The organism is Chitinophaga sp. W3I9 (assembly GCF_050434025.1).
Classification (GTDB): Bacteria; Bacteroidota; Bacteroidia; order Chitinophagales; family Chitinophagaceae; genus Chitinophaga.
Genome location: NZ_JBNPWC010000001.1, coordinates 1,500,524 through 1,526,109 on the forward strand (window position 1 = coordinate 1,500,524; position 25,586 = coordinate 1,526,109).

Genomic DNA, 25,586 nt, shown 5'->3' on the forward strand with positions numbered 1-25,586 from the left:
TGTGCTATGACAAACTGGAAAATTGATGAATCACACAGCGAAATAGGATTCAAAGTTAAGCATCTCATGATTACGAACGTGAGTGGATATTTTACACGGTTTACCGGGAAAATTCAAACAGAGAGCGATGATTTTCGTGATGCTACGATCTCTTTCGAAGCGGCAGCAGATAGTATTGACACGCAAAACCATCAACGGGATGAGCACCTGCGCAACGGCGAATTTTTTGACGCCTCCAATCACCCGAAGATCAGCTTCGTTTCTAAGAAAGTGAAGAAAATTGATGACGAGAAATACAAACTGCTCGGCGACCTCACTATTAAAGGCGAAACACATCCTATTGAACTGGATGTGGTGCATGCGGGCGTAACCGTAGATCCTTACGGTCAGACCAAAGCCGGTTTTGCACTCAAGGGCCGCCTGCACAGGGCCGACTATGGTCTGCGCTGGAATGCCACCACCGAAGCCGGGGGGATTGTGCTCAGCGACGAAGTGAAACTCAACATGGAAATACAACTGGTGAAAGAATAGCTTTCCCTGCAACGTATAATGGCGTGGAGAAGAAGGGATTTCCTTTCTTCTCCACGCCATTTTGTTAAAAAAGGAAAGCTAACAGCTATTGGCTATCTTTGTGCTTTCCAATGATGTCACATGAAATTTGAACAATATAATATCTCCTCAGAAATAAAGGAAAGTTTAGAAGAAATGGGCTTTAAAAAGCCTACAGATATACAGTTTAAGGCCATTCCTTCCATCCTCAACGGGGATGATGTAATGGCGATCGCACAAACCGGTACCGGTAAAACAGCGGCTTTTGCCATCCCTATCCTGCACCGCCTGCAACAGCAGGACCGCCGCTCCCGGAAAAATAAGTACGAAGTGAAGTGCCTGGTAATGGTGCCCACACGGGAACTCGCCATCCAGATAGCAGAAGTTTTCCAATCTATCGCCCAATATACAGAACTCAGCATCCTGGCCCTTGTAGGCGGGGTTGAGCAAGCTCCCCAGATCAGGGTGCTGGAAAAGGGCGTGGATGTACTCATTGCTACTCCCGGCCGGATGTTTGACCAGATTAACCAGGGACATATTGACCTGAGCCAGGTGCAAACCCTGGTACTCGATGAAGCCGATCATATGCTTGATTTGGGCTTTATCCGTGATATCCGCGATGTAATCAAACACATTCCCCGCGAACACCAGACCCTGTTTTTCTCCGCTACGCTGAATAAAGACATTAAGGACCTGGCATATTCTGTCGTAAATAATCCTATCCGCATACAAATATCTCCCAAAGATCCCGTTGCCAAAAATGTAAGCCACGCAGTAGCCTTTGTGGAAATGGATGATAAACGTTTCTTCCTGGAAAGACTGATCAAGGAATTTCCTGAAAGCAAAATCCTTGTATTTGTTCGTACCAAAGTACGGGCAGAACGCGTAATGGCCGCTATGGCACGTATCGGGATCAAATCCCTCACCATGCACGGTGGCAAAGAGCAGGGCGACCGGCTCGATGTAATGGCAGAGTTCAAAAATGGCGATATAAAAGTACTCGTTACCACAGATGTAAACGCCCGCGGCATCGATATCCCCAATGTCGACTATGTGGTAAACTACGACCTGCCTGATGTCCCGGAAAATTATGTACACCGTGTAGGCCGTACCGGCCGTGGTGTGCAGAAAGGTCAGGCCGTTTCCTTCTGCAGCACAGAAGAGAAGCCGATCCTGGATGAAATTCAGAAATTCCTCGGTAAGGAAATCACTGAAATGAAGATCAATAAGGACGATTACCGCGAAACCATCAGCTTCTCTGAAGATATTCCCAATGACAACTGGCAACTCCTGCTGGATGAGCACAACAAGGAAATGGAGGAAGTGCAGAAAAAAGTGAAGAAGAGAGCGGCGGCGAATGTGAAGAAAAAAGCGAAGAAGAAATAAAACGATCTTAAAAAGCTCAGAAAAAAGCTATTCCGGAAGGAATAGCTTTTTTTCTGAGCTTAAGTTGGCATATTTTGTCAATTTTTCTGTAATTTAAAGGATGAAGATCATAGAAAAATCATCCGGGATATCTATAGATGTTTTGATTCAATTGATTGAAAAAGAAGATTTTAAAACGATATCACGGGAACGGTTTTTATTTGATTGGAAGAAAGTGGTTAAGGGTGGCGAAGTTTATAAACTGGTTTTGCCAGATCATAACATTCTGGGATTAGTATGTTTGATATATTATGCCGTGGAAGAACGGGTAGAAATAAAATTATTGGAAGTTTCCAGACAATATGTAGGAAAAAATGGCCCGTATGAAGGAATTGCGGGTTGTATGATAGCCTTTGCCGGCCGCACAGCGCTCGCTAAGTATGGACCTTATGCTTGTGTTTCGCTGGTTCCAAAAACTGCATTGAAAAAACACTATATGAAAAAATATGGTATGCTCGATGCCGGCTGGCAACTTTATCTCGATATGGACGCATTAAATAACATTGTTGCAAAATATACTTTATGAGACAGAAGAAATCAAGAAACGAAAAATCTCCAGATGAGTTGGCATCTTCTTTTGTCTTCCCGGTTAAGCTCTCTGAAAAGCAAAGAAAGGAAGCGGCAGTACAGCTGGCAATGGCCAGGGGAAAAAGACGGGCGGCTGCAACAGATAAGGATAAGCTTATCAGCGGCTTATTAAGTCTGCGTTTTCAGCTCGAAGATTATATAAATGGCAATACTTTTAATCCTGATTTGTCATTCGGATATTTCCTTGGTGAATATGTTGGCTTGTTAGAGAAGAAACGGAAGGTATTTGCAGAAGAAATCAGTATTGATGAAACCTTGTTGAGCCAGTTAATCAATTTGAAAAGGGATCCGCCTGATTATGTGACAGTAAGATTGGAATTGCACTCTAACCGGGCCATTCCCGCCGATTACTGGTATCGGCTAGTGGAAAAGAAAAAAGAACATTTTATTAAAACAGATAAATCTATCAGGAAGAAGGAAAAGCAGTTTGTACAGAATAAACTGAATGTCCATATTTAGTATCATCAACTAAAAAACGGTCCCCGCTTACACCGGGACCGCTACTCAAAAACACTATCTAAATCTGTAACTATTGCTTTACTGCTTCTACGTTTACAGTGATATCAACAGTAGGTGCTACTGCCCATACACCGGAAGGTAATTTGTCTGCATACTTTACTCCAAAATCAAGGCGATTGATGGTAGTTTTAGCAGTGAACCCTGCTCTTCTCAAACCCCACGGATCTTTAATCACACCGTTGTATGTAACGTCGAAGGTTACACGTTTTGTTGTATTGCGGATGGTGAGATCTGCCAGCAAAACATATTTATCGCCTGTCACTTTCTTTAAGGAAACGCTTTTCAGGGTAATAGAAGGATATTCCGCAACGTTGAAGAAATCATCTGTTTTCAGGTGGCCATCACGTTGATCTACGCCAGTGGAAATGCTGGTGGCATCTACCGTGAACTCTACCTTTGCATTCTGAAAGTTGGTGCTGTCGGCCGTTTCAATGGTGCCATTGAATTTGGTGAAATGACCTTGTACGTAGCTCAGGCCTAAGTGTTTTACGCCAAAGATGATGCTGGTATGTGCAGGATCTGCATTCCATTTTACCTGTGCAAAGGTAGCGATGCTGGCTAATACCAGGAGGGTAGTAAAAAAGAAACTTTTCTTCATGATTGTTTTTTTATTGAATGTGATAGTTATTTATTTAGAAAGCTGACGGTCAACGGACCAGCGTCCGGCGCCCTTGATGATCAATGCAATGTTGATTCCAATTACCAGTAAATGATACTCAAAGCCTTCACCTGCCTGCGTGCCACCCCAGTTCATAAAAAAGCCGTTCGCCGAATGAATGTTCGTAGCTACCAGCATGATAATAGTTAGCATGGCTGCCCATATCCTGGTGGTGAATCCAAAAAGGATTAACAGTGAACCGATGCTTTCGGTAAATATTACCAGGAAAGCAAGGATAGAAGGAGTACCCTGTGAAGTGAAGTAACCCATAGTGGCCTTGAATCCATAACCGCCAAACATGCCAAGTAGTTTTTGTGCGCCGTGTGGCAACATTACCAGTGCTACGGTAATACGGATAATAAAGGAAGTGAGGTGATCGTCTGTGCGAAGTAATCTTTTAAACATAAGGGTATAATTATTAGCGTTTGAACTTTTATTGTATATACAAGTATTAGGGCAAAAAAAATCAACTACGTAGTTTATCCAGCAAATTGTTGAGGGTATTCACCTCTTCTTTGGTCAGTTTCATGGTCACTTCCTGGTGGTTATTTTCTATCACCGGATCCAGTTCCTTTAATAAAGCCAGTCCTTTGTCAGTGATCTCAATTTCCACTTTCCGGCGGTTGCTGTCGCACTGCTGACGCGTTAATAATCCCTTCTGGCGTAACTTTTCTACCAGTCGGGTGGCATTACTCATCTTATCCATCATCCGCTCCTGGATATCCAGCAGGTTCAACGGATTAGGACTGCTTCCACGAAGTATACGTAATACATTGTATTGCTGGCTGGACAAATCATACTGCTTTAGCATATGAGAAGCGCCCACCTCCAGCCAGTTACCAGTAAAGATGATATTGAGAATAGCTTTTTGGTATTCGTCCTTAAATCGGGTTTGCTTCAGTTCCTCTTCCAGTTTCATAATTACATTTACAACTGTTGTTTATACAACAAAGGTAAGTGTATTTTTCATATTGCCAAATTTTATGCGGATTTTGTCTTGGCTCAGGATTACGCTGATTTTACTGATTACCTGGATTTTTACTTTGGGAGTTTTTTGGATTTTCAGATTAATAATATAATAAGTAAGGGAGATAGAAGCGGATATCTCCGCTGCTATCTCCCTTAATCCTTTATAAATCCAAATGTAAAAATCCAGGTAATCAGTAAAATCAGCGTAATCCTGAGCCAAGACAAAATCCGCTGGACTAGCTATTCAGCCCGCCATCGATCGTCAGCGCGGAACCGTTGATAAAACCGCTTTCAGGACCCGCCAGGAAGCTCACCAGGCCGGCTACATCAGTGGCCGTACCGTAATGACCCAGTGCGATATGCTGGCGTTGATAATCGGCATGAGGGCCATCGGCCGGATTCATATCGGTATCTACTGGTCCAGGTTGTACCAGGTTGGTGGTAATACCCCTGGAACCCAGGTCGCGCGCCAATCCTTTGTTGAAAGCGGTAAGTGCAGATTTGCTCATGCTGTACAGTGTGCCCTGCGGGCCTACCACACGGTCGGCCATGCAACTGCCAATGGTAATGATCCTGCCGCCGCTGCCCATATGCCGCGTGGCTGCCTGTGTAGCTACAAATACGGCACGGGTGTTTACTGCCATGGTATGCTCATAGTCTTCCAGCGTATAATCGGAAAACGGTTTCATTACGGCGGTACCGGCGTTGTTAACGAGTATGTCTATACGGCCATAACTATTAACCGTATGCTCCACAGCGGCCAGCACTGCATTCACATCAGCGCTGTCTGCTGCCACAGCAGTAGCTTGCTGTCCTTTTGCGGTTAATTCTTCAACCAGCGCTGCTGCCGGCGCTGCGCCCTTTACATAGGTGAACACCACGGTGGCGCCTTCTCCGGCTAAACGCTTTACAATGGCGGCGCCCATACCACGACTACCTCCTGTTACCAGGGCTATCTTATTCTCCAGACGTTTCATAAATAAATGATTTTATGCTGGCAAAACTAGCCCGGCTAACCGGTGTAAAGAAGAGGAGTACTAATTGTTAACTACTAACCTTCATGTTAGAATTGGGCTGGAGGTACTTCTCACGGAGTATATTCAGGTGGTGTGTCTGATGCCCGGCAATGGCAAAGCCCAGGGCAAGTACCGACATTTCCGTTTTCCAGCACATCCCTGTCCGTAACAGTGCCGCTTCCGAGAAATTATTGAACTGCATAATGCTGGCCGCACGTACGGCTTTCAGTTCCGCAAGGATTTCTGATACGCTCCGCTCATCTATTTCTGCATTCGCTGCGTAGTCGTCCTGTTCCATCGTGGGCGGTATCTGGGCATCTTTCCGGGCAAATAACAGGGCGCGGAAAGAAAACACCCGCTCGGTATCCGTAATATGCTGAAGTACATTCTTTATAGTCCATTTGCCGGGACCATAGGCATAGTTCCCCAATGGCTCCAGCTGCGCGGCATCAAGTTCATTCAGTGCGTGTAACGACTGCTCCAGGGCAGTTTTGATATCTACGTCTGGTACCAGGTTAGTATAGGTAGAGTAATATCCCGGGTCAGGGTGGATGGCATTTTTTTTCATCTGGTGAGTTTTAAAGCAAACTGAATATACGAACATTTTCCCCTGGCAGCAGACCGTTTCCCCTTATTATATCATCTTAATAATATATTTAATATATTTGTAAGTAATATATCCTGACTACCTACAATCTCTTTCTATGAAATATCTGTTACGGGGCCTGCTGCTGCAGGCGCTCATCGGATTTGCCACCACCCTGCAAGGGCAGGAGAAGAGCCCTGATAGCCCCTTTCAATGGGACGCCAGGTGGATTTCCGGCAATAATGCCACCCCGGCCGCCTATGGGGTGTATCTTTTCAGGAAGCAGTTCCAGCTGCTCAATTATTCCGGTCCCTTTATCATCCACCTTTCTGCGGATAACCGTTACCGTTTGTATGTAAACGGACGCTTTGCCGGAATGGGACCTGCGCGCTCCGACGCTGCCAACTGGTACTATGAAACAATAGATATCAGCCCTTACCTGAAATATGGAGTCAACGTAATTGCCGCAGAAGTGATCAACTTCGGCCCCTGTAAGCCGCGCGGCCAGTTCACCAATAGCACCGGCCTGGTCATACAGGGACATACACCACGCGAAGCCGCTATTATTAACACCGGTTCTGCTTTGTGGAAAGTAATGGAAGATGAGTCGGTACATCCGGCTGCCGTAAAAACCACCGGTAACGCTTTCTACGGCGCCTTCCCGGGCGATAGCATAATTGCGCAATACCATCCCTGGGGCTGGGAACAGCCTGCATATAACGACAGTGCCTGGGAATCCGCAGCAGCGGGGCATGGCGTAGCACTGCAAGGCAATAGCGCGGACAACTGGCCGCTGCTTGCACCATCTCCCATAGGCCGCTTGTACCAGGAACGGCAGTCGTTCGCCGGCATTACTTCACAACAGGGAATTACTGCAGAAGCAGCCCTGCTGAAAGGCACCGCGCCATTAACGATTCCGGCTAAACGAAAAGTAAGGCTGCTGCTGGACGCAGGACAACAAACCATCGGCTTCCCTGAAATGCTGATCAGCGGCGGACTGGATGCTGCTATCAAAATTACTTATCAGCCGGCGTATACCAGCAGCACCGTGATACAGGATGTTATTCATCCCGATGGCGGCGCCCGCCGTAAGTTCATCTCTTCCGGGTATCGCAGCTTCCGGTATGTGCAACTGGATATTGAAACCGGCAAATCGCCTGTTACATTACACGACTATTATAACATATATACACAATACCTGCTGAATGATAAATCAACCTTCACCGCCGGTGCGGCAGCAGACTCGCTTTGGGCCGCCGGAAAAAAGGCTGCACTCACAGGTGCGCAGGATAACCTGTACAATGATCCGTTCAATGAGCAGCTTCAGTATATACAGGATGCCCGCATACAGGGGCTTGCCATCAGTTTTTTTTCGGGAGATGATCAACTGCTCAGAAATGCGCTGGTACAAACAGACCAGTCGCGCATTCCAGAGGGCCTTGTCCGTTCCCGTTATCCGTCGGACGACCGGCTGGTATCGGTAACAGATGCGCTGGTATGGATAGGCGCTATCCACGATTATTTGTGCTATAAAGCAGATAAAGAACTGGCGAAACAATGTTTCCCGGGAGTACGCAGTATCCTCGATTGGGTGGATCGCTACCAGGACCCCGTTACCGGTTTACCCGGCACTATGCCTTACAACGATAGCGTGGCGTTGTCGCCCGCCACAGGTCAGTACCTGTATGCGCTGCGGCAGGCAGCTGTTATTGCGGGCTATTGCGACAAGCCGGCAGACTCTCTCGCCTATACCCGCACGGCAGATAAAGCAAGGGAAGTATGGTATCAGCAATGTTATGATGCGGGGAAAGGGTTGTACGCGGAAACCGCCGCAAAGAAAACTTTTTCGCGCTATACCAATGCCCTGGCTGTACTGGCACAGGCGGTGCCACCCCGGCAGGTAAAAAACGTGATGCAGCGGTTATTAGCAGAAAAGCCGGCGCCAGGCGAATCGCTGCGTGAAAAGTATTACATCTTCAAAGCAATGCAGAAAACCGGCATCACAGAAACCTTCCCGGCAGAACTGCAGCCGCTCACCGTGCTGCCGGAACAGAACAATGCAGCCGCTTACCAGGCAACGGCCTCAGTGGTCAATCTTTTCCTGCTGGGCATTACGGCCGGTATCCAATCCTCCTCCTATGGCTTCAGAACCGTATTAATAGCGCCGGATCCCGGCGCCTCGCCGCGGGTAAAAGCCACCATGGTACACCCTGATGGCTTAATAGAAGTAGACCTTGCATTTAAAAATAATCGTGTAACCGGCACCGTTAGGGTCCCGTTCGGTATCACTGGCAAATTCCGCTGGCGCGGAAAGGAGATCACGCTGCACGGTGGGCCGCAGGAAATCGTTTTGTAACGCGGATGTTGTCTTTCTCGCTGATTACGCTGATTATACTGATTAGTTTGATTTTTACTTTTGGATTTTATAAAGGATTAAGGGAGATAGAAGCGAATATATCCGCTTTTATCTCCCTTATTATTAATCTAAAAAATCCAAAAAAAAATCAAACTAATCAGTATAATCAGCGTAATCAGCGAGAAAGACAACATCCGCGCTATTTCCTTCGCGAGTAAAAATAATTTATCCCCAATGCGCCGATACAAATGAACAATCCAAAGAATTCGCGTGTTTCTTCAATCCAGGGCTTGGTTGCTTTCATGGTTTCGGCAAGGTTCTCCGCATTGTGTTTGGTGAACCAGTCCTCCACCCCGTTCTGATCAAAAAACTTATAAATGGCATAAGCCAGGTATACCAGTATACCAGCAATGTACCACTTCGGGTAAAAGCGGTTACGGGCGGCAAACCAGCAAAACAAGGCAGAATAAAGATAAATGGGCATCCATATATAAGGATCAGGATCATTGTACTGTAAACCTGCAAACAAAACGAACATCAGGCAAAACACAATATTCAATATTTTCATGACACAAAAATTAGGACTTAAACATACACAAAAGAATTTCAAAACTATATTCCTTGTATTATTTTATCCCGGCAGTGTGGAATAGTGGAATGACAGTCTGCAATTTTGTCACTTTTAAAGAAAATGTTAAAAGACTACTTGTTTGGGCTAAAATAATGTTATATATTCGGTTCATTACATCGTTCCACGTGAGAACCAAAATCTGAGATTAGAAATGTTTGTTACTAGAGCAAAAGATTCTCACATTATTATTAATTAAATTATCGTATCGGATTAAACAATTAAACAAAGTCAAATGACCTGAATCAGCTTGACCATCAGTGTTTGTTTTATAGTATAATTCATCATTCACTAGTAGGTATCGTTTAACTGTTGAACAGACACTTGTTTCTTTTTTGACACCGTGTAGCGCATCATGCACAGTGATGAAAAACTAATGCTTTGTATTTATTGAAAATTGACCTGCCGCAAAAAATAAATGCAGCGGGTAAGGAATCTGCATGCAAAGTTGTGACTGTTCAATAAGGTGACATATATAGAATAGATAGGAATCCTTATTTACTAACAATTTTTTTTCTTAAACGTTTCCCTTAAATCACGTTATGAAAAAGCAATTTTACCAGGCACTCGCCGTTCTATGCGGCCTCTTGTTGCTATTGGCCGGCAACACTGTATCAGCACAAACAAAAATCTCGGGTAAAGTAACAGACAAAGCCTCCGGCAATGCGCTGCCAGGCGTTACGGTGTTTGTGAAAGGTACCAACCGGGGTACTGCCACAGATCCCTCCGGTGCATTTTCCCTCATGGCCAAATCAGGCGAAACACTTGTATTCTCCTTTGTGGGATATGATCCGCAGGAAACAGTAGTGGGAACCGGACCAGTAAACGTTTCTCTCACCGAGAAAGTAGGATCACTGGAAGAAGTAGTAGTAACCGGTTATGCCAGCCAGAAAAAGAAAGACCTTACCGGTGCAGTGTCCATTGTAAAAGTGGAAAATCTCACCAAACAACCCACTTCCCAGATAGCTAACCAGCTGCAGGGACAGGTTTCCGGAGTTACCATCCTCGGCTCCGGTCAGCCCGGCCAGGAACCACAGGTGAAGATCCGTGGCGTAAATACCTTCGGAAATAATACACCACTGTATGTAGTAGATGGAGTACCCATCTCTAACATCACAGACATAAACCCCAACGATGTGCAAACCATGCAGGTACTGAAAGATGCAGGCGCTGCCTCTATCTACGGTGCCCGTGCGGCCAACGGCGTTATCATCATCACCACCAAAAGAGGAACCGGAAAAGTAAAGGTTTCTTATGATGGGTATTATGGTACACAGCGTCCTAAAGGCGGAAATGTATGGAATATCCTCAGCCCGCAGGAACAAGCAAACCTGAAATGGATGGCCATCGCCAATACAACGCCCAACCCTGTATATAATGATGAACAATATGGCTCCGGCGCCACACCACGCCTGCCGGATTATATCGCGCCGCAGGGCGCAATGGAAGGAGATCCCGGCACAGATCCATCTACTTATTTCGTAAATCCAAACTACAAGGTAGCCAGTGATGTGGATGCTTTTCACCGCATTGTAAAGGCCAACAAGTCAGGTACCGACTGGTTCCACGAAATATTTAACCCGGCGCCTATCACCAGCCACAATATATCAGTAGCAGGTGGCGGCGATATCGGCAGCTACTTTTTCTCCTTCTATTACTTTAATCAGCAGGGTACATTAACCAATACCTATAACAAACGTTATGCAGTTCGCGCTAACAGCACTTATAACGTTACGGATCATATCCGTGTAGGACAGAATATGGAATATTCCCTGATCAATAACCCACAGATCGGCGCACTTACGGAAGGTAGCGGTATTGGTATGGCTTTCCGCGAAATGCCTATCATCCCGGTACACGACATCAAGGGCAACTATGCAGGCAGCTTCGGTAAAGGTTTGGGTAATGCCCGTAACCCCGTAGCCATCCAGGACCGCTTCGGTACTACCAAAACACTGGCTAACCGCCTGTTAGGTAACGTGTTTGCAGAAGCAGACATCCTGAAACATTTTACCCTCCGCACCAGCTTTGGCGGTGAAATCTATTCTTTCAATAACCACAGCTTTACGCTGCCTGAATACGAAAACGCCGAGAACAATAAGGTGAACTCGTACACAGAAAACGCAGGAAATGGTTACGACTGGACCTGGACCAACACCCTCACTTACCATCAGAACTTTAACCAGGTACACGACCTGAAAGTACTGCTGGGTACAGAGGCATTCGATAACCAGGGACGCACCGTTGGTGGAAGCAACCTCGATTATTTCACTTTTGATCCCGACTTCACCAACCTTAGCACAGGTAGCGGTACACCAACCAATTATAGCGGCCGTTTCTCTGATGGACTATTCTCACTGTTCGCAAGAGTAGATTATTCCTATAAAGACCGTTACCTCCTGGGCGCCCTGATTCGCCGTGACGGATCTTCCCGGTTCGGTTCATCCAACAGGTATGGTAACTTCCCCGCTGTAAGCGCCGCCTGGCGTATGTCGCAGGAAGGTTTCATGAAGGGTGTCAGCTGGATCTCAGATCTGAAAATCCGCGGAGGCTATGGTATCATGGGTAACCAGATCAACGTAGATCCCCAGAACTCCTTCACCGCTTACGGATTTGAAAAAGGAAACTCCTTCTATGACCTGAAAGGCACCGGTAACTCCATCATGCAGGGCTTCTACCGCACACGCATCGGTAACCCCAATGCAAAATGGGAAAGTAACGTAAACGCTAACATCGGTATCGATGCGACCCTGTTCAAAGGCGCACTGGAAGTTACCGCAGACTACTACCGTAAAGATGTAAAAGATCTGCTGTATAACCCCGAATTACCCGGTGTTTATGGTATAGCCAACGCTCCTTATGTGAACGTGGCACAAATGAAAAATAAAGGATTCGACTTTTCTGCTACCGCCAACCTGAATCTTACTAAAGACCTCAAGTTGGAAGTGAACGGTAACATCACTACCTATAATAATGAAATCGTTAAAATATCAGACGCTGCTCCTTACTTCGACCAGGAACAACGCCGGTTTAACGGTACATTTATTATCCGTAATGCTGTGGGCCAATCCATCAGCGAATTTTTTGGTTATAAAGTAGATGGATTCTGGAACAGCCAGGCACAGATAGATGCTGCAAACGAAGCTACCAGGAAACAGTATAACGATAATTCACTGGTATACCAGACAGATACAAAACCAGGCCGTTTCAAATATGCAGATGTGAATGGCGACGGCAGGATCACAGAAGCAGACCGTACTTACCTCGGTAACCCTAATCCGAAGTTCAGCTATGGCCTCAATATCAACCTCACTTATAAAGCATGGGATTTCAGCATGTTCGTGTATGGAGTACAGGGCAACAAAATCTGGAACCAGGTGAAATGGTGGACCGACTTCTATCCTTCCTTCGAAGGTGCGAAAAGCAAAACCGCCCTGTATGATTCCTGGTTGCCAACCCGTCAGAACGCAACAGCACCTATCCAGGAAACATCTCCATCCTTCAGTACCTCCAATGTGCCGAACTCCTATTTTGTTGAGAATGGTTCTTACCTGCGTGCGAAAAATATCATGCTGGGATACACCATACCCAGCAACATACTCCAGAGAGTGGGTATTACAAAATTCAGGGTATATGGCCAGGCTGCAAACCTGTTTACCATTACAAAATACTCAGGTATAGATCCTGAAATTACCGGTGGTACCAGCAATTTTGGTGTGGATGAAGGAGCATATCCTAATCAGCGTCAGTACCTGCTTGGTGTGAATGTAACATTCTGATAATTTTTTCCTGAAAAGTAAAATTGAGAAAAATGAAAACATTACGATATTTAAGTGTAATTCTTGCGTTGGCAGCAGTAGGAATCAGTGCTTGTAAAAAGAGCTTCCTCGAACGGGGACCACTCGGCTCCCTCAGTGATGAAATTGTAGCGAATAAATCCGGTATCGGTTATTTACTCGTAGGCGCCTATGCCTCACTCGACGGACAGCAAACCGCCCAGGCAGCACTCGGCGGCGGCGGCCCATGGGAAGCATCTCCTACCAACTGGATCTATGGCAGCGTGGCCGGTGGCGATGCACACAAAGGCAGCTTCAGTGGTGACCAGCCAGGTATCGATCCCATCGCAAAATTTACGGTAGATCCCAGCAACGGTTTCTTCAACACCAAATGGAGAGCCGTGTATGAAGGGGTGATCCGTTGCAATGCGGTACTGGCAGCACTTCCAAAGGCAACAGATATGAGTGACGCCGAAAAAACACAAGTGGAAGCAGAAGCCCGCTTCCTTCGTGGCCACTATTATTTTGAACTGAAAAAATTGTTCAATAAAGTACCTTATATCACAGATACCACGTTGGAAGTCCGCATCAAGAATGATAAAGATATCTGGCCTTTTATTGAAGCCGATTTTAAATTTGCAACAGATAATCTGCCGCCAACACAAAGCGATGTGGCAAGAGCAAATAAATGGGCTGCACAGATCTACCTGGCCAAAACTTATCTCTACGAGAAAAAATATACAGAGGCAATGCCGCTGTTCGACCAGGCAATCGCCTCCGGCGTTACTTCCAATGGCCTTAAATACGCACTCACCAACGCATTCGAAGACAACTTCGATGCCGCCAAGAAGAATAACTCAGAGTCTGTATTTGCTATTCAAATGACCGCAAACGATGGTACCAATACCATCGCAAACGCAAACCAGGGAGAAATGCTGAACTTCCCCTACAACAGCCCCTTCGGCTGCTGCGGATTCTATCAGCCTACCCAGGACCTCGTAAACTCATACCGTACAGACCCCGCCACCGGGCTGCCTAACCTCGACACCTGGAACGCAAATCCCGTGAAAAACGATCAGGGCATTGTTTCCAGCACTGCATTCACACCGGAAACAGGTACACTGGATCCACGCCTCGACTGGACCGTTGGCCGCCGCGGACTACCTTATCACGATTGGGGCAATCACCCCGGTGCTAACTGGATCAGGGACCAGAAATATGCCGGCCCTTATGCACCAAAGAAAATGGTGTACTGGCAGTTCAACCAGGACAAATACAAAGATGCTCACTCCTGGGCGCCAGGATCTGCCATCAACGTACTGCTGATCCGCTTTGCCGACGTTATCCTCATGGCCGCTGAATGCCATGCCCAAACCGGTGACCTCCCGGGAGCCACTGCTCTGGTAAACCAGATCCGCGACAGGATGATCAATCACCCTGAAAACTGGCTCCATAAATACAAAGACAATACGAAACCCATGTTAGGTTTCGATCCAACACAAATGGCAGCTAATTATAAAATAGGCAGGTACACCGCTACTTTTTCAAGTAAAGACCAGGCATTAAAAGCCATCTATTTTGAACGTAAACTGGAACTGGCTACAGAAGGCCACCGCTTCTTCGATCTCGTTCGCTGGGGCATTGCCGATGTGGCGCTGAATGCGTTTATTCAATACGAATCAGCCATCACCGACGACCTGAAAGGTGGACATTTTACAAAAGGGAAAAATGAATACTTCCCCATCCCGCAACGCCAGATCGATCTGACAATGGTGGGCGGAGTAAGAGTACTCGATCAGAACCCGAATTATTAATAGCTATATCTGTCGCCCTTTTTAAACAAAACGAATGCAGCGATCTTTTTCGCTGCATTCGTTTTTATATAACATTTTAGTACTTTACAATGCCCGTTAAAATATTCACTGATGACCAACCAACCAATGAGGAACCGGTATTGTCTCGCCGCTTTATTTTTAATCACCACCTGCCTTGTCATCATCATCAGCTGTCATACCCCTACCCCGGAAGAAAAAGGAAAAGCCCTGGCAGATAAATATTGCTCCGGCTGCCATTTGCCGGTGTCTTCCGACCTTTTGGATAAGGAAACCTGGACAAAGCATGTATTGCCCGCTATGGCCCCCAAATTGGGCATTAAAGTGTGGGGAGAGCATTCTTATTACCCGCCAATGCCCGGCGAAAAGCCAGGGCTTATTTCGATCCAGGATTGGGAACTGCTGGTGGCATACTATGAACATACCGCCCCGGATAAACTGCCGGCAGAAAAAATACCGCAGCCGTTGCAACGCGACTGGTCCTTCTTTACCCTGAAACACCCGGCACTGAAAGATACCGTCCCCGTAGCTACCACCATGGTGGCCTTTAATCCGGACAATGGCCACCTCATGACCAGCGATGGTCTCACCAACACACTCACACAGTGGGACGAAAATTTACAAGTCGTTAACATCCGGAATTTACCTTCCCCTGCTGTTGATATACTTTTTGTAAAAGATACTGCAGGACAACAACAGGCCATACTCACAGAAATAGGCAACATGCGCGCATTGGACGCGCCTGCCGGCATTATTACCAGCATCCGGCCCAACGACGCGGAAAGCAGGCAGCACGACCTCATGGCTTTCCTCAAACGACCGGTACAAACCCTGCAGGCAGATTTTGATAAAGATGGTTTGCCCGACCTGCTGGTATGCGCATTCGGACATAACCAGGGAGGCCTCTACTGGCTGAAACAGTTACCAGACCACAAGTACCAGCAATTTCCCATATGGGAAGTGCCCGGCGCTATCCATGCAGAAACCGGCGATTTTAACCACGACGGCTATACGGACTTTATGGTATTGTTCGCCGCTGGTGATGAAGGGATCTGGTTATTTGAAAACGACAGGGAAAGGTGGCTTTGTATCTACCAACCTGCTGAAATTCCCTCCTGTTAATGGTTCTACCGGGTTTCAACTGGCAGATTTTAACGGAGATGGAAGGCTGGATATTTTATATACCTGCGGTGACAATGCAGATTTTTCTATGGTGCTTAAACCTTATCACGGATTATTCGTCTACCTGAATGACGGAAATAACAAGTATACAGAAGCATGGCATTACCCGGTGAATGGCTGTACAAAGGCAGTGGCAGCGGATTTTAACGGTGATGGTAAACTGGATATTGCTTCCATCGCCTTTTTTGCTGATTTTAAACACCGCCCGGAAGAGAAATTTATTTTCTTTGAAGGTGGAAATAAACCACTTACGTTTATTCCCCATTCACCGCCACTGGAGAAGGAAGGAAGGTGGATCTGCATGGATGTGAAAGATTATGATCACGATGGCGATCAGGATATTGTACTAGGAAACTATGCGCAGGGTTTTATTATACTTGATGATTATAAGCCTGACTGGAAAGAGTATCAGCCGTTTATAGTATTGCAGAACAATGCTGTGCATTAAACGGAACGTAAAAATCACTTGTTTATTTGGAATGAAAGGAGAAATATGTATCTTACGGCCGTATTTATTGCTGCATGGATTTTTGCTTTATTGCCGGATCTGAATTTATAGGAAGAGCACTCATATATTACAGATCTTTAAAGTGCCATCGTTCTTGATCAACGTTTTCCCAACATATACCTTATTGCGCTGTGCCTGTCGTCAGAGGCACCGTGGCTAAAGATATCCTGATGTATAATCAGGTTTTAGAATGGCGGAAGGAGAGGCAGTAATGCCTCTCTTTTATTTTGGGGCATATCCCATCGTTCAACCATTGATGTGAACGGTTTAATCTTCTTTTTTTGCCATCTATCATAAAAAAGTGGCCGGATTCTTAAAATCCCATTATTACTGGTTAATTTTATTGGGAAATCAGCATTATTATTTTAAACAGGATATGTCAGTGGCTGAATATGTATACGATCAGGATAAAGTGAGCACGCTGCTTGGAACGATCATCAGGAACAACGGAAACGAAAAAGCGAATACCTGGCTGCAACAACGTTTGCAGCTACAACAGCAAACCGGTGCCATCCCGCAGTTTAATCAAACTTTCACAGCTATTCCGCGCTTCACAGGTAAAGAATTGATCCATCTTTCCGCAACGGAAAATGAACAGTTGCAAGCGCTGCGGCCGTCATTATTCGTACATGGATGGACGTTAGACCGCCTCGTACGGGTATGGTGGCTGCTCCAGTTGCCGGTAACAAACAAAGCCATGTACCTGGAGGTGCTGGAAAACCTCTTCAATGGCGCGGAAATGAATGAGCTGGCAGCTTTATACAGCGCACTCCCGCTGTTGCCCTGGCCGGAAGAATGGATCGCCCGCACGTCGGAAGGGATCAGGTCCAATATTGGTATTGTACAGGAAGCCATTATGCTGCACAATCCTTACCCGGCCGAGTATCTCCCGGAACCCGCCTGGAACCAGCTGGTCATGAAAGCCATCTTTACCGATAAACCATTACACAGGATCACCGGGCTGGATGAAAGAGCCAATGCTGCACTGGCCGGCATTCTCGTGGACTTTGCCCATGAAAGATGGGCCGCCGGCAGAACGCTCGATCCCATGCAGTGGCGGCTGCTTGTGAATTTTGTAAACGAAGGTAACTTTGCCGACATTACCCGCGTCTGGCACTCCGTCAACAGCGCTGAAAAAGAAGCCGCTGCACTCGTTTATGCCCAATGCCATTACGAACCCGCTAAAACATTGCTGGCCACAGACCCGGCACTGCAGGCAGAAATACACGCCGGTACTATCTCCTGGGATACCCTGGCACAAAAAATAATTAAATAATTAAATTAAAACTGATCAGATATGTGCGGAATTCATGACTTAACAGAAAAAGATCTTCAACCACTCACCTACAGCCCCGCTTATCTTAATAAAATAAAAGGCATGCGCTTCTTTGATCCGCATGTGCACATGACCGCCCGTACTACCGACGACTACCAGGCAATGGCCGATGCAGGCGTAGTAGCCATCATTGAACCCGCTTTCTGGTTAGGACAACCACGCACCGGCGTAGATACCTTCCGCGATTATTTCAGCAGCCTCCTGGGATGGGAGCGTTTCCGCGCTTCCCAGTTCGGCATCAAACACTATTGCACCATTGGCCTCAACTCCAAAGAAGCCAATAACGAAAAGCTCGCAGAAGCAGTAATGGAAATATTACCGCAGTTTATTTATAAAGAAGGCGTAGTAGGCGTGGGCGAAATCGGTTTCGATGATCAAACCCCCCTGGAAGAAAAATATTACCGCGCCCAGCTGGAACTGGCCAAAGAAGCAGGGCTCCCCGTACAAATTCACACTCCCCACCGCGATAAGAAAAAAGGAACCCAGCGCAGTATGGATATTGCACTGGAACATGGTTTGGAGCCTCACATGATCATTGTAGACCATAATAACGAGGAAACAGTCAAAGAAGTGCTCGATCGTGGCTTCTGGGCTGCGTTTACCATCTATCCATTCACTAAAATGGGGAATGAACGCATGGTAGCCGTGGTTAAACAGTATGGAAGTGAACGTATTATGGTGAATTCCGCTGCGGACTGGGGAATCAGCGATCCCCTGGCAGTTCCCAAAACCGCCGCTTTAATGCACGAAAGTGGTATTGACTTGAATGACATTCATTTGGTAACTTACACCAATGCTGTAAAAGCCTTTGCGCAGAGCGGCCAGATTAATGAAGCAGATTTTGATGTAGCAGCAAATATTGATCAAAGTGAGAAATTTAACGGAAGCTCTATACTACGTGGAGGACAGCAGCCTCGAATTGATAAAAACACAACCATCATCCGGTAACGGCCTGACAGCGTCCCTGCTGGCAATGAACCATGAAAACCTAATTACGCGGTGAGTTATATTGTTAGCAAATTATTTGGATACCTACGCCTGATGCGACCAGCCAACATCGTAACTGCAATAGCAGATATATTGGCAGGCGTCGCTGTGTCGGCCTATTTTATAAATGTTACGTTCAGTACTGTTACACTGGATCTTACGCTGCCGGTGGTATGCCTGTGCCTCGCCACCATGGGGCTGTATGGTGGTGGTGTGGTATTCAATGATGTATTTGATGCCACACTGGATAGTACAGAACGCCCGGAAAGGCCCATCCCAAGCGGGGTAATCTCAAAAACACAGGCCATTATCCTCGGTAGCTACCTGCTCCTGGTAGGTATCCTGGCCGCTTTTTCCGTAGGCCGCCTTACCGGCTATGCCGGCTGGCTCGCCATCGGCGTAGCTGCCAGCGCACTCGTTTATGATAAATGGGGGAAACATCATTCCTTCCTCGGGCCCCTCAACATGGGACTTTGCCGTGGACTTAACCTCCTGCTGGGCATCAGTATTGTACCGGAAATGCTGGAAGTATACTGGTGGATGGGATTCATCCCCATTCTCTATATCGCCGCTGTTACCAACATCAGCAGGGGAGAAGTACATGGTGGAAGCGTGAAAAGCCTGCGCTTTACCGCTGTATGTTATGCACTGGTATATATTACAATGGGTATCCTGGCATATATGCACCACCGCTTCTGGCTGGCACTGCCTTTTATCGCGCTGTTTATTATTATGATCAATGTGCCGCTTTTCAAAGCCATGAAAAACCCTTCGGGTCCAAATATAGGAAAGGCAGTGAAAGGAGGAATCATCGCACTGATTGCCATGAATGCCGCCTGGGTGGCCGCTTTTGCTACTATACCATTCGCAATTGCCGTAATATTATTGTTACCGATATCCCTGGTACTGGGTAAAATATTTGCCGTCACCTGATCACATTACCGGTGTCCGGCCACAAGCCGGGTACCGGCACCATTATTCCGGTGATAGCTATTCCGCTATTCCCCGCTTCATCGCTTCTTTTACCAGCCCGGCGGTGTTCTTCACCGCAAGCTTCTGCGTAAGATTTAACCGGTGCGTTTCCACCGTACGCAAACTGATAAACAACAGGTCTGCAATCTCCTGGTTGGAATATTCGTCCGCAATCAGTTTCAGTATTTCCTTTTCCCTGCGCGTAAGTGGAATCTCGTAATTAATGCGCTTTTGACCGGTAATGGCTTCATTCACTATCTGATTCCTGATTAGGTCGTCGAGAAACTGCCCGCCGGCATGCACCTCCTCAATAGCGCGGATAAGCGTTTCCGGATCAGTGCCTTTTAACAGGTAGCCGGCGGCGCCATTACGCAGCATTTGCTTCACATAATGCGATTCCATAAAACTGCTGATCGCAATCACTTTTACAGACGGATGCTTTTTCTTCACCTGCTTGCAAAGCGCTATGCCATCTATTTCAGGCATCTGGATATCCAGTAATAACACGTCGGGTTGTATACCGGGTAAAGCCTCCATCAGTGCGCCCGGCCGGTTGCTTTCATAAACAACGCAAATGTGCGGGTAAGGCGTCAGCATCGCCTTGATGCCGCTGATCACCAGCAGGTGATCATCCGTGATAGCCAGTTTGATACTCATCTTCTTTTTAAATTAAAACGATGACTGCACTTCCATCAGCTGCATAATGGCAATATTAAATTCTATATATGCCGTTGTGCCGCAACCCGGTATAGCCGTCAGCGTTAGGTGTCCGTTTAATGATTTGATCCGCGTATGAAGATTCTTTAATCCCATACCGGTCGTGCTTTTCGCGATATCTTCAAAGCCAACGCCATTGTCCTCTACGGTAATGGTAAGCAACTGGTCATGTTGCGTAAGTTGAACCAGGGCTTCGGTAGCATGGGCATGCTTAATCACATTATTGATCAGCTCCTGCACAATCCGGTATACCGATAATTCAAAGTTGCCCCTGAACCGCTGCATGTCGCCGGAAGTATAGAACGTGATCTGCAGCTTCCGGGAGTGACTCACATTATGGCAGAATAATTCCAGCGCACCCGCAAGCCCCATCCTGGAAAGGATTTCAGGCATCAGGTTATGGGCAGTTTTCCGGACTTCACCAATGGCGTCGTCCAGCATGTTGAGCGCATGGTTAAAACCTTTATCCTGCTGCAGAAAAGTACGTTCATATTTGAGCGCCCAGAAATGCATTTTCACGGCGGATAACAGCCCGCCAACGCCGTCGTGCAGGTCTTTCGACAAGCGCGTGCGCTCTTTTTCCTCGCCTTGCATCATTGCCTCCAGCACCTGTACGGTTTTTTCTACTTCCAACGTTTGAAGCTGCTGTTTTTGTAAACGGTGCCGGTGCAGTAATTTCTGCCATATCAGGAAAGAACCAACCAGGATCAGTATTACGCCGGCAAAGATGAAACCAAGCCACCTGTTTTTCCGCTGTAACAGCAGGTCTTTCCGGATCAGCTCTAATTTTTTCTCCGCCAGGTCCCTGTCTTTTTTCTCAGACTGGTACTGCATTTCCAGCTGCTGTACATTCAGCCTGGTGGCATTCCCTACCAGTGAATCATTCAGCTGCTCATAAGCCTTCCGCAGGTGAAAGGCCCGCTGGTAATGCTGCTGCGCGGCTTCATTGTCGGATGCCGCCAGGTAAGCCCGCCTTAGTTCATCGCCCGCATAATATTGCCTGGCCAGGGTAATTGTTTTCTGTAGATAAATACCGGCAGCGGGGTGCTTCCCGCTCCGGTAAAGGGCATTGGCATATCCCATGTATAACTGCATCCGGTTTTCAAGCCCGGGATCATCAGTGGAAATAAGCAGCGCTTTTTCAAAGGTTTGCAAGGATTGCTCATGTTGCGAAAGATCAGTATATACCCGCCCGGTTGCAGTAAGCGCATTCAGTACCAGCAGCTGGTCGCCAGCTTTTTTACCAAGCTCCAGCGCCTGGTTGAAATACCTGCCGGCAGCCGTATAGTTACCCTCCCGGCTTTTACTTTCTCCAAGGTTGAGCAGGGCCGCCGCCATGCGCGAATTGCTGCCCAGCCGGCGCCCATGATCATAAGCCTGCACCGCATAATTAAACCCCTTCTTATAATCTCCCAGGGAAATAAAAACATCCGATAAATAGTTCATGATCATGCCCGTGCTGGCGCTGTCTTTCGCCGCATCGGCGAGTTTCAGCGCTTCCAGGTAAGCCGCCGCAGCTGCCGGGAAATTCGCCATCTGCTGGTATTCCATCCCGCAATAGCTGATGGCCCTCACCTGGCTAAGCGTATCTTTTAGGGAAGCATAAATGATCACCGCCTGCTTCAGCATGTACAGCGACTGCAAATACTGCCCCCGCATATCCTGGATATACATATAGTAACACGCAAAATCGGCTACCCCTTTATGGTACCCCAATTGCCTGCTGATCCGCAAGGCACGCATGAAGACGGCAGCCGACTTATCAAGCTGGTAAGGAAAAAGCCGGCAGCCATAGTCAATCAGCGCCTGTACCTGGTTTGCACCTGCCGGCTGCCGGTTAATCGTTTGCAACACACTGTCATCCGCAGGAAACGGGGATGCCTGCAGCACCCCGCCGCTGCCCATCGAAATACAACAAACAAAAAGTAATATTCTCAGCATTTCTGATTCACTTTTACAGCCCGGAAGGCTGTTATTGTTAATAATTCAAGGTTACCGGTTATTACGCACAATGAATGCCCCGGCGGATAACAGCCGGAAAGCTATTACCCGCCATCGCGCAGTGCGTTGACAAATGCTCAGCATGCAACAAAAGATGTGAAATACAACCGATGTTACAGGGTTAACAACATGGGCGTCCCATGTTTTTTTGGTCAAACAATTTAATTCTCAGACTGTGAAACCGTCGTTCATTTCTACAGCGGCCTAAAGTTCAGTATTTCTGTTTTAATACGCAACAGCGTATGGGATGAACGGAAGCAGGAGCGGATCAGGAGATCGGGGGAACTACGTAGATTGCCTGCTGGTAAGGCATTGGCGGGTGCCCTGCGCATATAAGTAGAACTACGCAATTTATAAAATAATGGTTTATACCGTAGCTAAAACCGGGTAAAACAAATTTCTTTGCATACCGATAAATTGATTCTACAGACTAACCCCAAAAAAACAGGCTCCGTTCCCGGGGCCTTTTTCTTTGTAAAAAATCACGTTTTTCTATGTACTTTTAAAGGCTATAGTTTTTTTTAGTCAGATGATGCGGATTTAGCCATGGAATATATTCAACAAAACTTCAATGTCAACTTCTCTTACGGTGTTTTCTTTAGCAGTAATTTATTCGATCCTGCCAACACCTGTTTAGCTACCTTCCTGGAATCAAAAGCAGAGAGTGCATACGTTAAGAAATTACTCGTTATACTGGATGGTGGCGTTGCAACGCATCACCCGGAACTAACCCAACAGATCAATCAGTACTTTCAACAGGTGCGCGGCTTTCAGCTGGCCCCTGAAATCATCACCATCGCCGGGGGCGAAGGTGTGAAAAATGATCTGCCCCTGCTTTTCAGCCTGGTCGATGCCATCGATAAATATAGCATCGACCGCCACTCCTATGTGATAGGCATCGGCGGCGGTTCCCTGCTGGATCTCGTGGGGTTTGCCGCCGCAATTTCACACCGCGGTGTGAAACATATCAGGATTCCAACGACCGTACTGTCGCAAAACGATTCCGGCGTTGGCGTGAAAAACGGCGTAAACTATAAGGGGAAGAAAAATTTCCTCGGTTCCTTTGCGCCGCCCGCAGCCGTGTTCAACGACCCGGTATTTTTAACCACCCTGGACCCGCGCGACTGGCGCTCCGGCATGGTGGAAGCCGTGAAAGTAGCCCTTATTAAAGACGCCGCTTTCTTTAACCGCATAGAAGAAAATGCAGTGGCGCTAACCGGTGGTGATATGACCGCTATGCACGAACTTATTTACCGCTGCGCAGAACTGCATATCCAACATATCGGCGGCGCCGGCGATCCGTTTGAAAGCGGCTCCTCCCGCCCGCTGGACTTCGGTCACTGGAGCGCACATAAACTGGAGCAACTCACCAACTTTGAATTACGTCATGGTGAAGCAGTATCTATCGGTATTGCGGTCGACAGCGTATACTCGTTCCTGTTAGGATGGCTCTCCGAAAAAGATATGCACCGCATTCTCACGGTATTAAAAAATATGAAACTGCCGGTATGGCATCCTTTGCTGGAAATGCAGGATGGTAAGCCTTCTCCGGTGGTAGCAGGACTGGAAGAATTCCGTGAACATCTCGGTGGCCGCTTAACAATTTCCCTGCTGCGCGCAGTAGGAAAAGGAGAAGAAGTGCATGAAATGGACCTTAACTTATTATATAAAGCAGTAGCTATCTGCAAAAATAATCAGTAATGAAAACAGCTGCAGGACATCTTACCTACTGCACAAATATTCATCCCGGCGAAAACTGGGACGACCATTTTGCGCAACTCAAAAAATTTATACCTGCCATTAAACAACAGGTATCACCAGATAAACCTTTTGGAATAGGATTGCGACTGGCTAATACCGCCAGCCTGGAACTAAGCAAGGAAGCGCCTTTGAAAGCATTTCAGCAATGGCTCCGGGAAGAGGATTGCTATGTGTTTACGATGAACGGTTTTCCTTACGGCGGCTTTCACAACGTAGTGGTAAAAGACCAGGTACATGCGCCCGACTGGACCAGCGCTGACCGCGTAGCCTATACCATCCGCCTGTTCAGGATCCTGGCAGCATTGCTGCCCGAAGGTATGGAAGGAGGTATTTCCACCAATCCGCTCGGATATAAACACTGGTGCAACCGCTGCGAAGAAGAAAAGAATTCTTACACAGAAAGCGCTACGCTGAATATGTTGCTGGTGCTGGAACAGCTGGTGCGCACACATCGCAGCGGCGGCCCTTTGATGCACCTCGATATTGAGCCGGAACCCGATGGCATGATGGAAAATACCAGCGAGTATATTAACTGGTACTTCGAAAATTTACTGCCTGCCGGCATCCCGTTTATCAAAGAGAAATTTAATATAGAAGATGACCAGGCAGCAGCCGATATCATCAAAACGCATATTCAGCTGTGTTACGATGTTTGCCATTTTGCACTTGTATACGAAGCACCCCAGCGGGTCATCGAACGCATGCAGCATCATGGTTTGAAGATCGGCAAACTGCAGATCAGCGCGGCACTGAAAGCCGATATGCCCGCAGATACCACCGCACGCAACGAAGTAACAGACGCCTTCCGTAAATTCAATGAACCGGTATACCTGCACCAGGTGATCGCGAAAAGAAAGGACGGCACTTTTATTCATTATCCCGACTTACCGGAAGCGCTGGCAGATGAAAATAATGCAGCTGTTACAGAATGGCGCTCCCATTTTCATGTACCGGTGTTCCTCGATAAATTCGGTGTATTGCAATCCACGCAGGAAGACATAAAACAAGTACTGGCCATACAGCGGGAACATCCTTTTACACAGCACATGGAGGCGGAAACATATACCTGGGACGTGTTACCACCCGCCCTTAAACAGGAGATGTCTTTATCCGTTTCCCGTGAGCTGAACTGGATAAGGGAACAGTTATAAGTATCTTTGTATAGTGCCGCGCGGTGCCACCGGATAAACACCGGTAGCCCCGGCGGCAACACGCAATCT

General features: G+C 47.0%; 22 protein-coding genes. 14 read left to right on the forward strand and 8 right to left on the reverse strand.

Translation table 11 applies throughout. The features are described from left to right. The first annotated feature begins 6 nt into the window (after positions 1-6). The 4 genes from QFZ51_RS06505 to QFZ51_RS06520 all read left to right on the forward strand — a co-directional run bounded on the left by QFZ51_RS06505 (position 7) and on the right by QFZ51_RS06520 (position 3,021). A complete protein-coding gene (locus QFZ51_RS06505) occupies positions 7-531 on the forward strand; it encodes a YceI family protein (protein ID WP_370911031.1) in 525 nt (174 codons plus the stop codon). Between the two features lie 120 nt (positions 532-651). Next, positions 652-1,935, forward strand: a complete 1,284-nt coding sequence (locus QFZ51_RS06510; protein WP_429044374.1) for a DEAD/DEAH box helicase — start codon at positions 652-654, stop codon at positions 1,933-1,935. Between the two features lie 100 nt (positions 1,936-2,035). After that, entirely contained in the window at positions 2,036-2,500 is a 465-nt protein-coding gene (locus QFZ51_RS06515) for a hypothetical protein (protein ID WP_429044375.1), read from the forward strand. Further along, entirely contained in the window at positions 2,497-3,021 is a 525-nt protein-coding gene (locus QFZ51_RS06520; RefSeq protein WP_429044378.1) for a hypothetical protein, read from the forward strand. The genes QFZ51_RS06515 and QFZ51_RS06520 overlap by 4 nt, the downstream gene beginning before the upstream one ends. 70 nt (positions 3,022-3,091) lie before the next feature. On the opposite strand, the gene QFZ51_RS06525 is transcribed toward QFZ51_RS06520, so the two are convergent. The 5 genes from QFZ51_RS06525 to QFZ51_RS06545 all read right to left on the reverse strand — a co-directional run bounded on the left by QFZ51_RS06525 (position 3,092) and on the right by QFZ51_RS06545 (position 6,292). Continuing rightward, positions 3,092-3,679 carry a YceI family protein gene (locus QFZ51_RS06525; protein WP_429044381.1) on the reverse strand — a complete coding sequence of 196 codons (588 nt, stop codon included), beginning with the start codon at positions 3,677-3,679 and terminating at the stop codon, positions 3,092-3,094. Between the two features lie 30 nt (positions 3,680-3,709). Beyond that, entirely contained in the window at positions 3,710-4,144 is a 435-nt protein-coding gene (locus tag QFZ51_RS06530; RefSeq protein WP_370911025.1) for a DoxX family protein, read from the reverse strand. Positions 4,145-4,205: 61 nt separating this feature from the next. After that, positions 4,206-4,658, reverse strand: coding sequence for a MarR family winged helix-turn-helix transcriptional regulator (locus QFZ51_RS06535; protein WP_429044384.1), 453 nt, complete (start codon positions 4,656-4,658; stop codon positions 4,206-4,208). 286 nt (positions 4,659-4,944) lie between these two features. Beyond that, entirely contained in the window at positions 4,945-5,685 is a 741-nt protein-coding gene (locus tag QFZ51_RS06540; RefSeq protein WP_370911023.1) for a 3-oxoacyl-ACP reductase family protein, read from the reverse strand. Positions 5,686-5,752: 67 nt separating this feature from the next. Beyond that, positions 5,753-6,292, reverse strand: a complete 540-nt coding sequence (locus tag QFZ51_RS06545) for a DinB family protein (RefSeq protein ID WP_429044387.1) — start codon at positions 6,290-6,292, stop codon at positions 5,753-5,755. Between the two features lie 136 nt (positions 6,293-6,428). On the opposite strand from QFZ51_RS06545, the gene QFZ51_RS06550 reads away from it, so the two are divergent. Beyond that, positions 6,429-8,666 (forward strand): alpha-L-rhamnosidase C-terminal domain-containing protein, encoded by a 2,238-nt coding sequence (locus QFZ51_RS06550; protein WP_429044389.1) that lies wholly within the window; start codon positions 6,429-6,431, stop codon positions 8,664-8,666. Positions 8,667-8,865: 199 nt separating this feature from the next. Here the strand turns inward: QFZ51_RS06550 and QFZ51_RS06555 are convergent, their stop codons facing one another. After that, on the reverse strand, positions 8,866-9,234 hold the full coding sequence (locus QFZ51_RS06555; RefSeq protein WP_429044392.1) for a transmembrane 220 family protein: 369 nt from the start codon (positions 9,232-9,234) through the stop codon (positions 8,866-8,868). A gap of 602 nt (positions 9,235-9,836) precedes the next feature. Between QFZ51_RS06555 and QFZ51_RS06560 the strand changes: the two genes are divergently transcribed. The 7 genes from QFZ51_RS06560 (at position 9,837) to eboC (ending at position 19,848) form a co-directional block, all read left to right on the forward strand. After that, on the forward strand, positions 9,837-13,073 hold the full coding sequence (locus QFZ51_RS06560; RefSeq protein WP_429044395.1) for a SusC/RagA family TonB-linked outer membrane protein: 3,237 nt from the start codon (positions 9,837-9,839) through the stop codon (positions 13,071-13,073). 32 nt (positions 13,074-13,105) lie between these two features. Further along, positions 13,106-14,884, forward strand: coding sequence for a RagB/SusD family nutrient uptake outer membrane protein (locus QFZ51_RS06565; RefSeq protein WP_429044398.1), 1,779 nt, complete (start codon positions 13,106-13,108; stop codon positions 14,882-14,884). A gap of 111 nt (positions 14,885-14,995) precedes the next feature. Beyond that, the gene (locus tag QFZ51_RS06570) at positions 14,996-16,024 is read left to right on the forward strand and encodes an FG-GAP-like repeat-containing protein (RefSeq protein ID WP_429044401.1); all 1,029 of its coding nucleotides are present in this window, start codon (positions 14,996-14,998) and stop codon (positions 16,022-16,024) included. Then, positions 15,963-16,532: an FG-GAP repeat domain-containing protein gene (locus QFZ51_RS06575; RefSeq protein ID WP_429044404.1), complete on the forward strand. Its 570-nt coding sequence runs from the start codon at positions 15,963-15,965 to the stop codon at positions 16,530-16,532. The genes QFZ51_RS06570 and QFZ51_RS06575 overlap by 62 nt, the downstream gene beginning before the upstream one ends. A gap of 436 nt (positions 16,533-16,968) precedes the next feature. Then, positions 16,969-17,868 carry an EboA domain-containing protein gene (locus QFZ51_RS06580; protein WP_429044406.1) on the forward strand — a complete coding sequence of 300 codons (900 nt, stop codon included), beginning with the start codon at positions 16,969-16,971 and terminating at the stop codon, positions 17,866-17,868. Between the two features lie 21 nt (positions 17,869-17,889). Further along, positions 17,890-18,876: a TatD family hydrolase gene (locus QFZ51_RS06585; protein WP_089892383.1), complete on the forward strand. Its 987-nt coding sequence runs from the start codon at positions 17,890-17,892 to the stop codon at positions 18,874-18,876. 93 nt (positions 18,877-18,969) lie between these two features. Continuing rightward, positions 18,970-19,848 (forward strand): UbiA-like protein EboC, encoded by an 879-nt coding sequence (gene eboC / locus QFZ51_RS06590; RefSeq protein WP_429044410.1) that lies wholly within the window; start codon positions 18,970-18,972, stop codon positions 19,846-19,848. A gap of 57 nt (positions 19,849-19,905) precedes the next feature. Here eboC and QFZ51_RS06595 read toward each other — a convergent pair whose 3' ends face one another. Together QFZ51_RS06595 and QFZ51_RS06600 are read right to left on the reverse strand one after the other, a co-directional pair. Next, complete coding sequence (locus tag QFZ51_RS06595) at positions 19,906-20,544, reverse strand: response regulator (RefSeq protein WP_429044413.1); 639 nt, start codon at positions 20,542-20,544, stop codon at positions 19,906-19,908. 12 nt (positions 20,545-20,556) lie between these two features. Continuing rightward, positions 20,557-22,545, reverse strand: a complete 1,989-nt coding sequence (locus QFZ51_RS06600) for a tetratricopeptide repeat protein (RefSeq protein WP_429044415.1) — start codon at positions 22,543-22,545, stop codon at positions 20,557-20,559. 606 nt (positions 22,546-23,151) lie between these two features. On the opposite strand from QFZ51_RS06600, the gene QFZ51_RS06605 reads away from it, so the two are divergent. Next, positions 23,152-24,306, forward strand: coding sequence for a 3-dehydroquinate synthase (locus QFZ51_RS06605; RefSeq protein WP_429044418.1), 1,155 nt, complete (start codon positions 23,152-23,154; stop codon positions 24,304-24,306). Further along, positions 24,306-25,517, forward strand: coding sequence for a metabolite traffic protein EboE (gene eboE, locus QFZ51_RS06610; protein WP_429044420.1), 1,212 nt, complete (start codon positions 24,306-24,308; stop codon positions 25,515-25,517). Before QFZ51_RS06605 ends, eboE begins: the two co-directional genes overlap by 1 nt. The last annotated feature ends 69 nt before the right edge of the window (positions 25,518-25,586 follow it).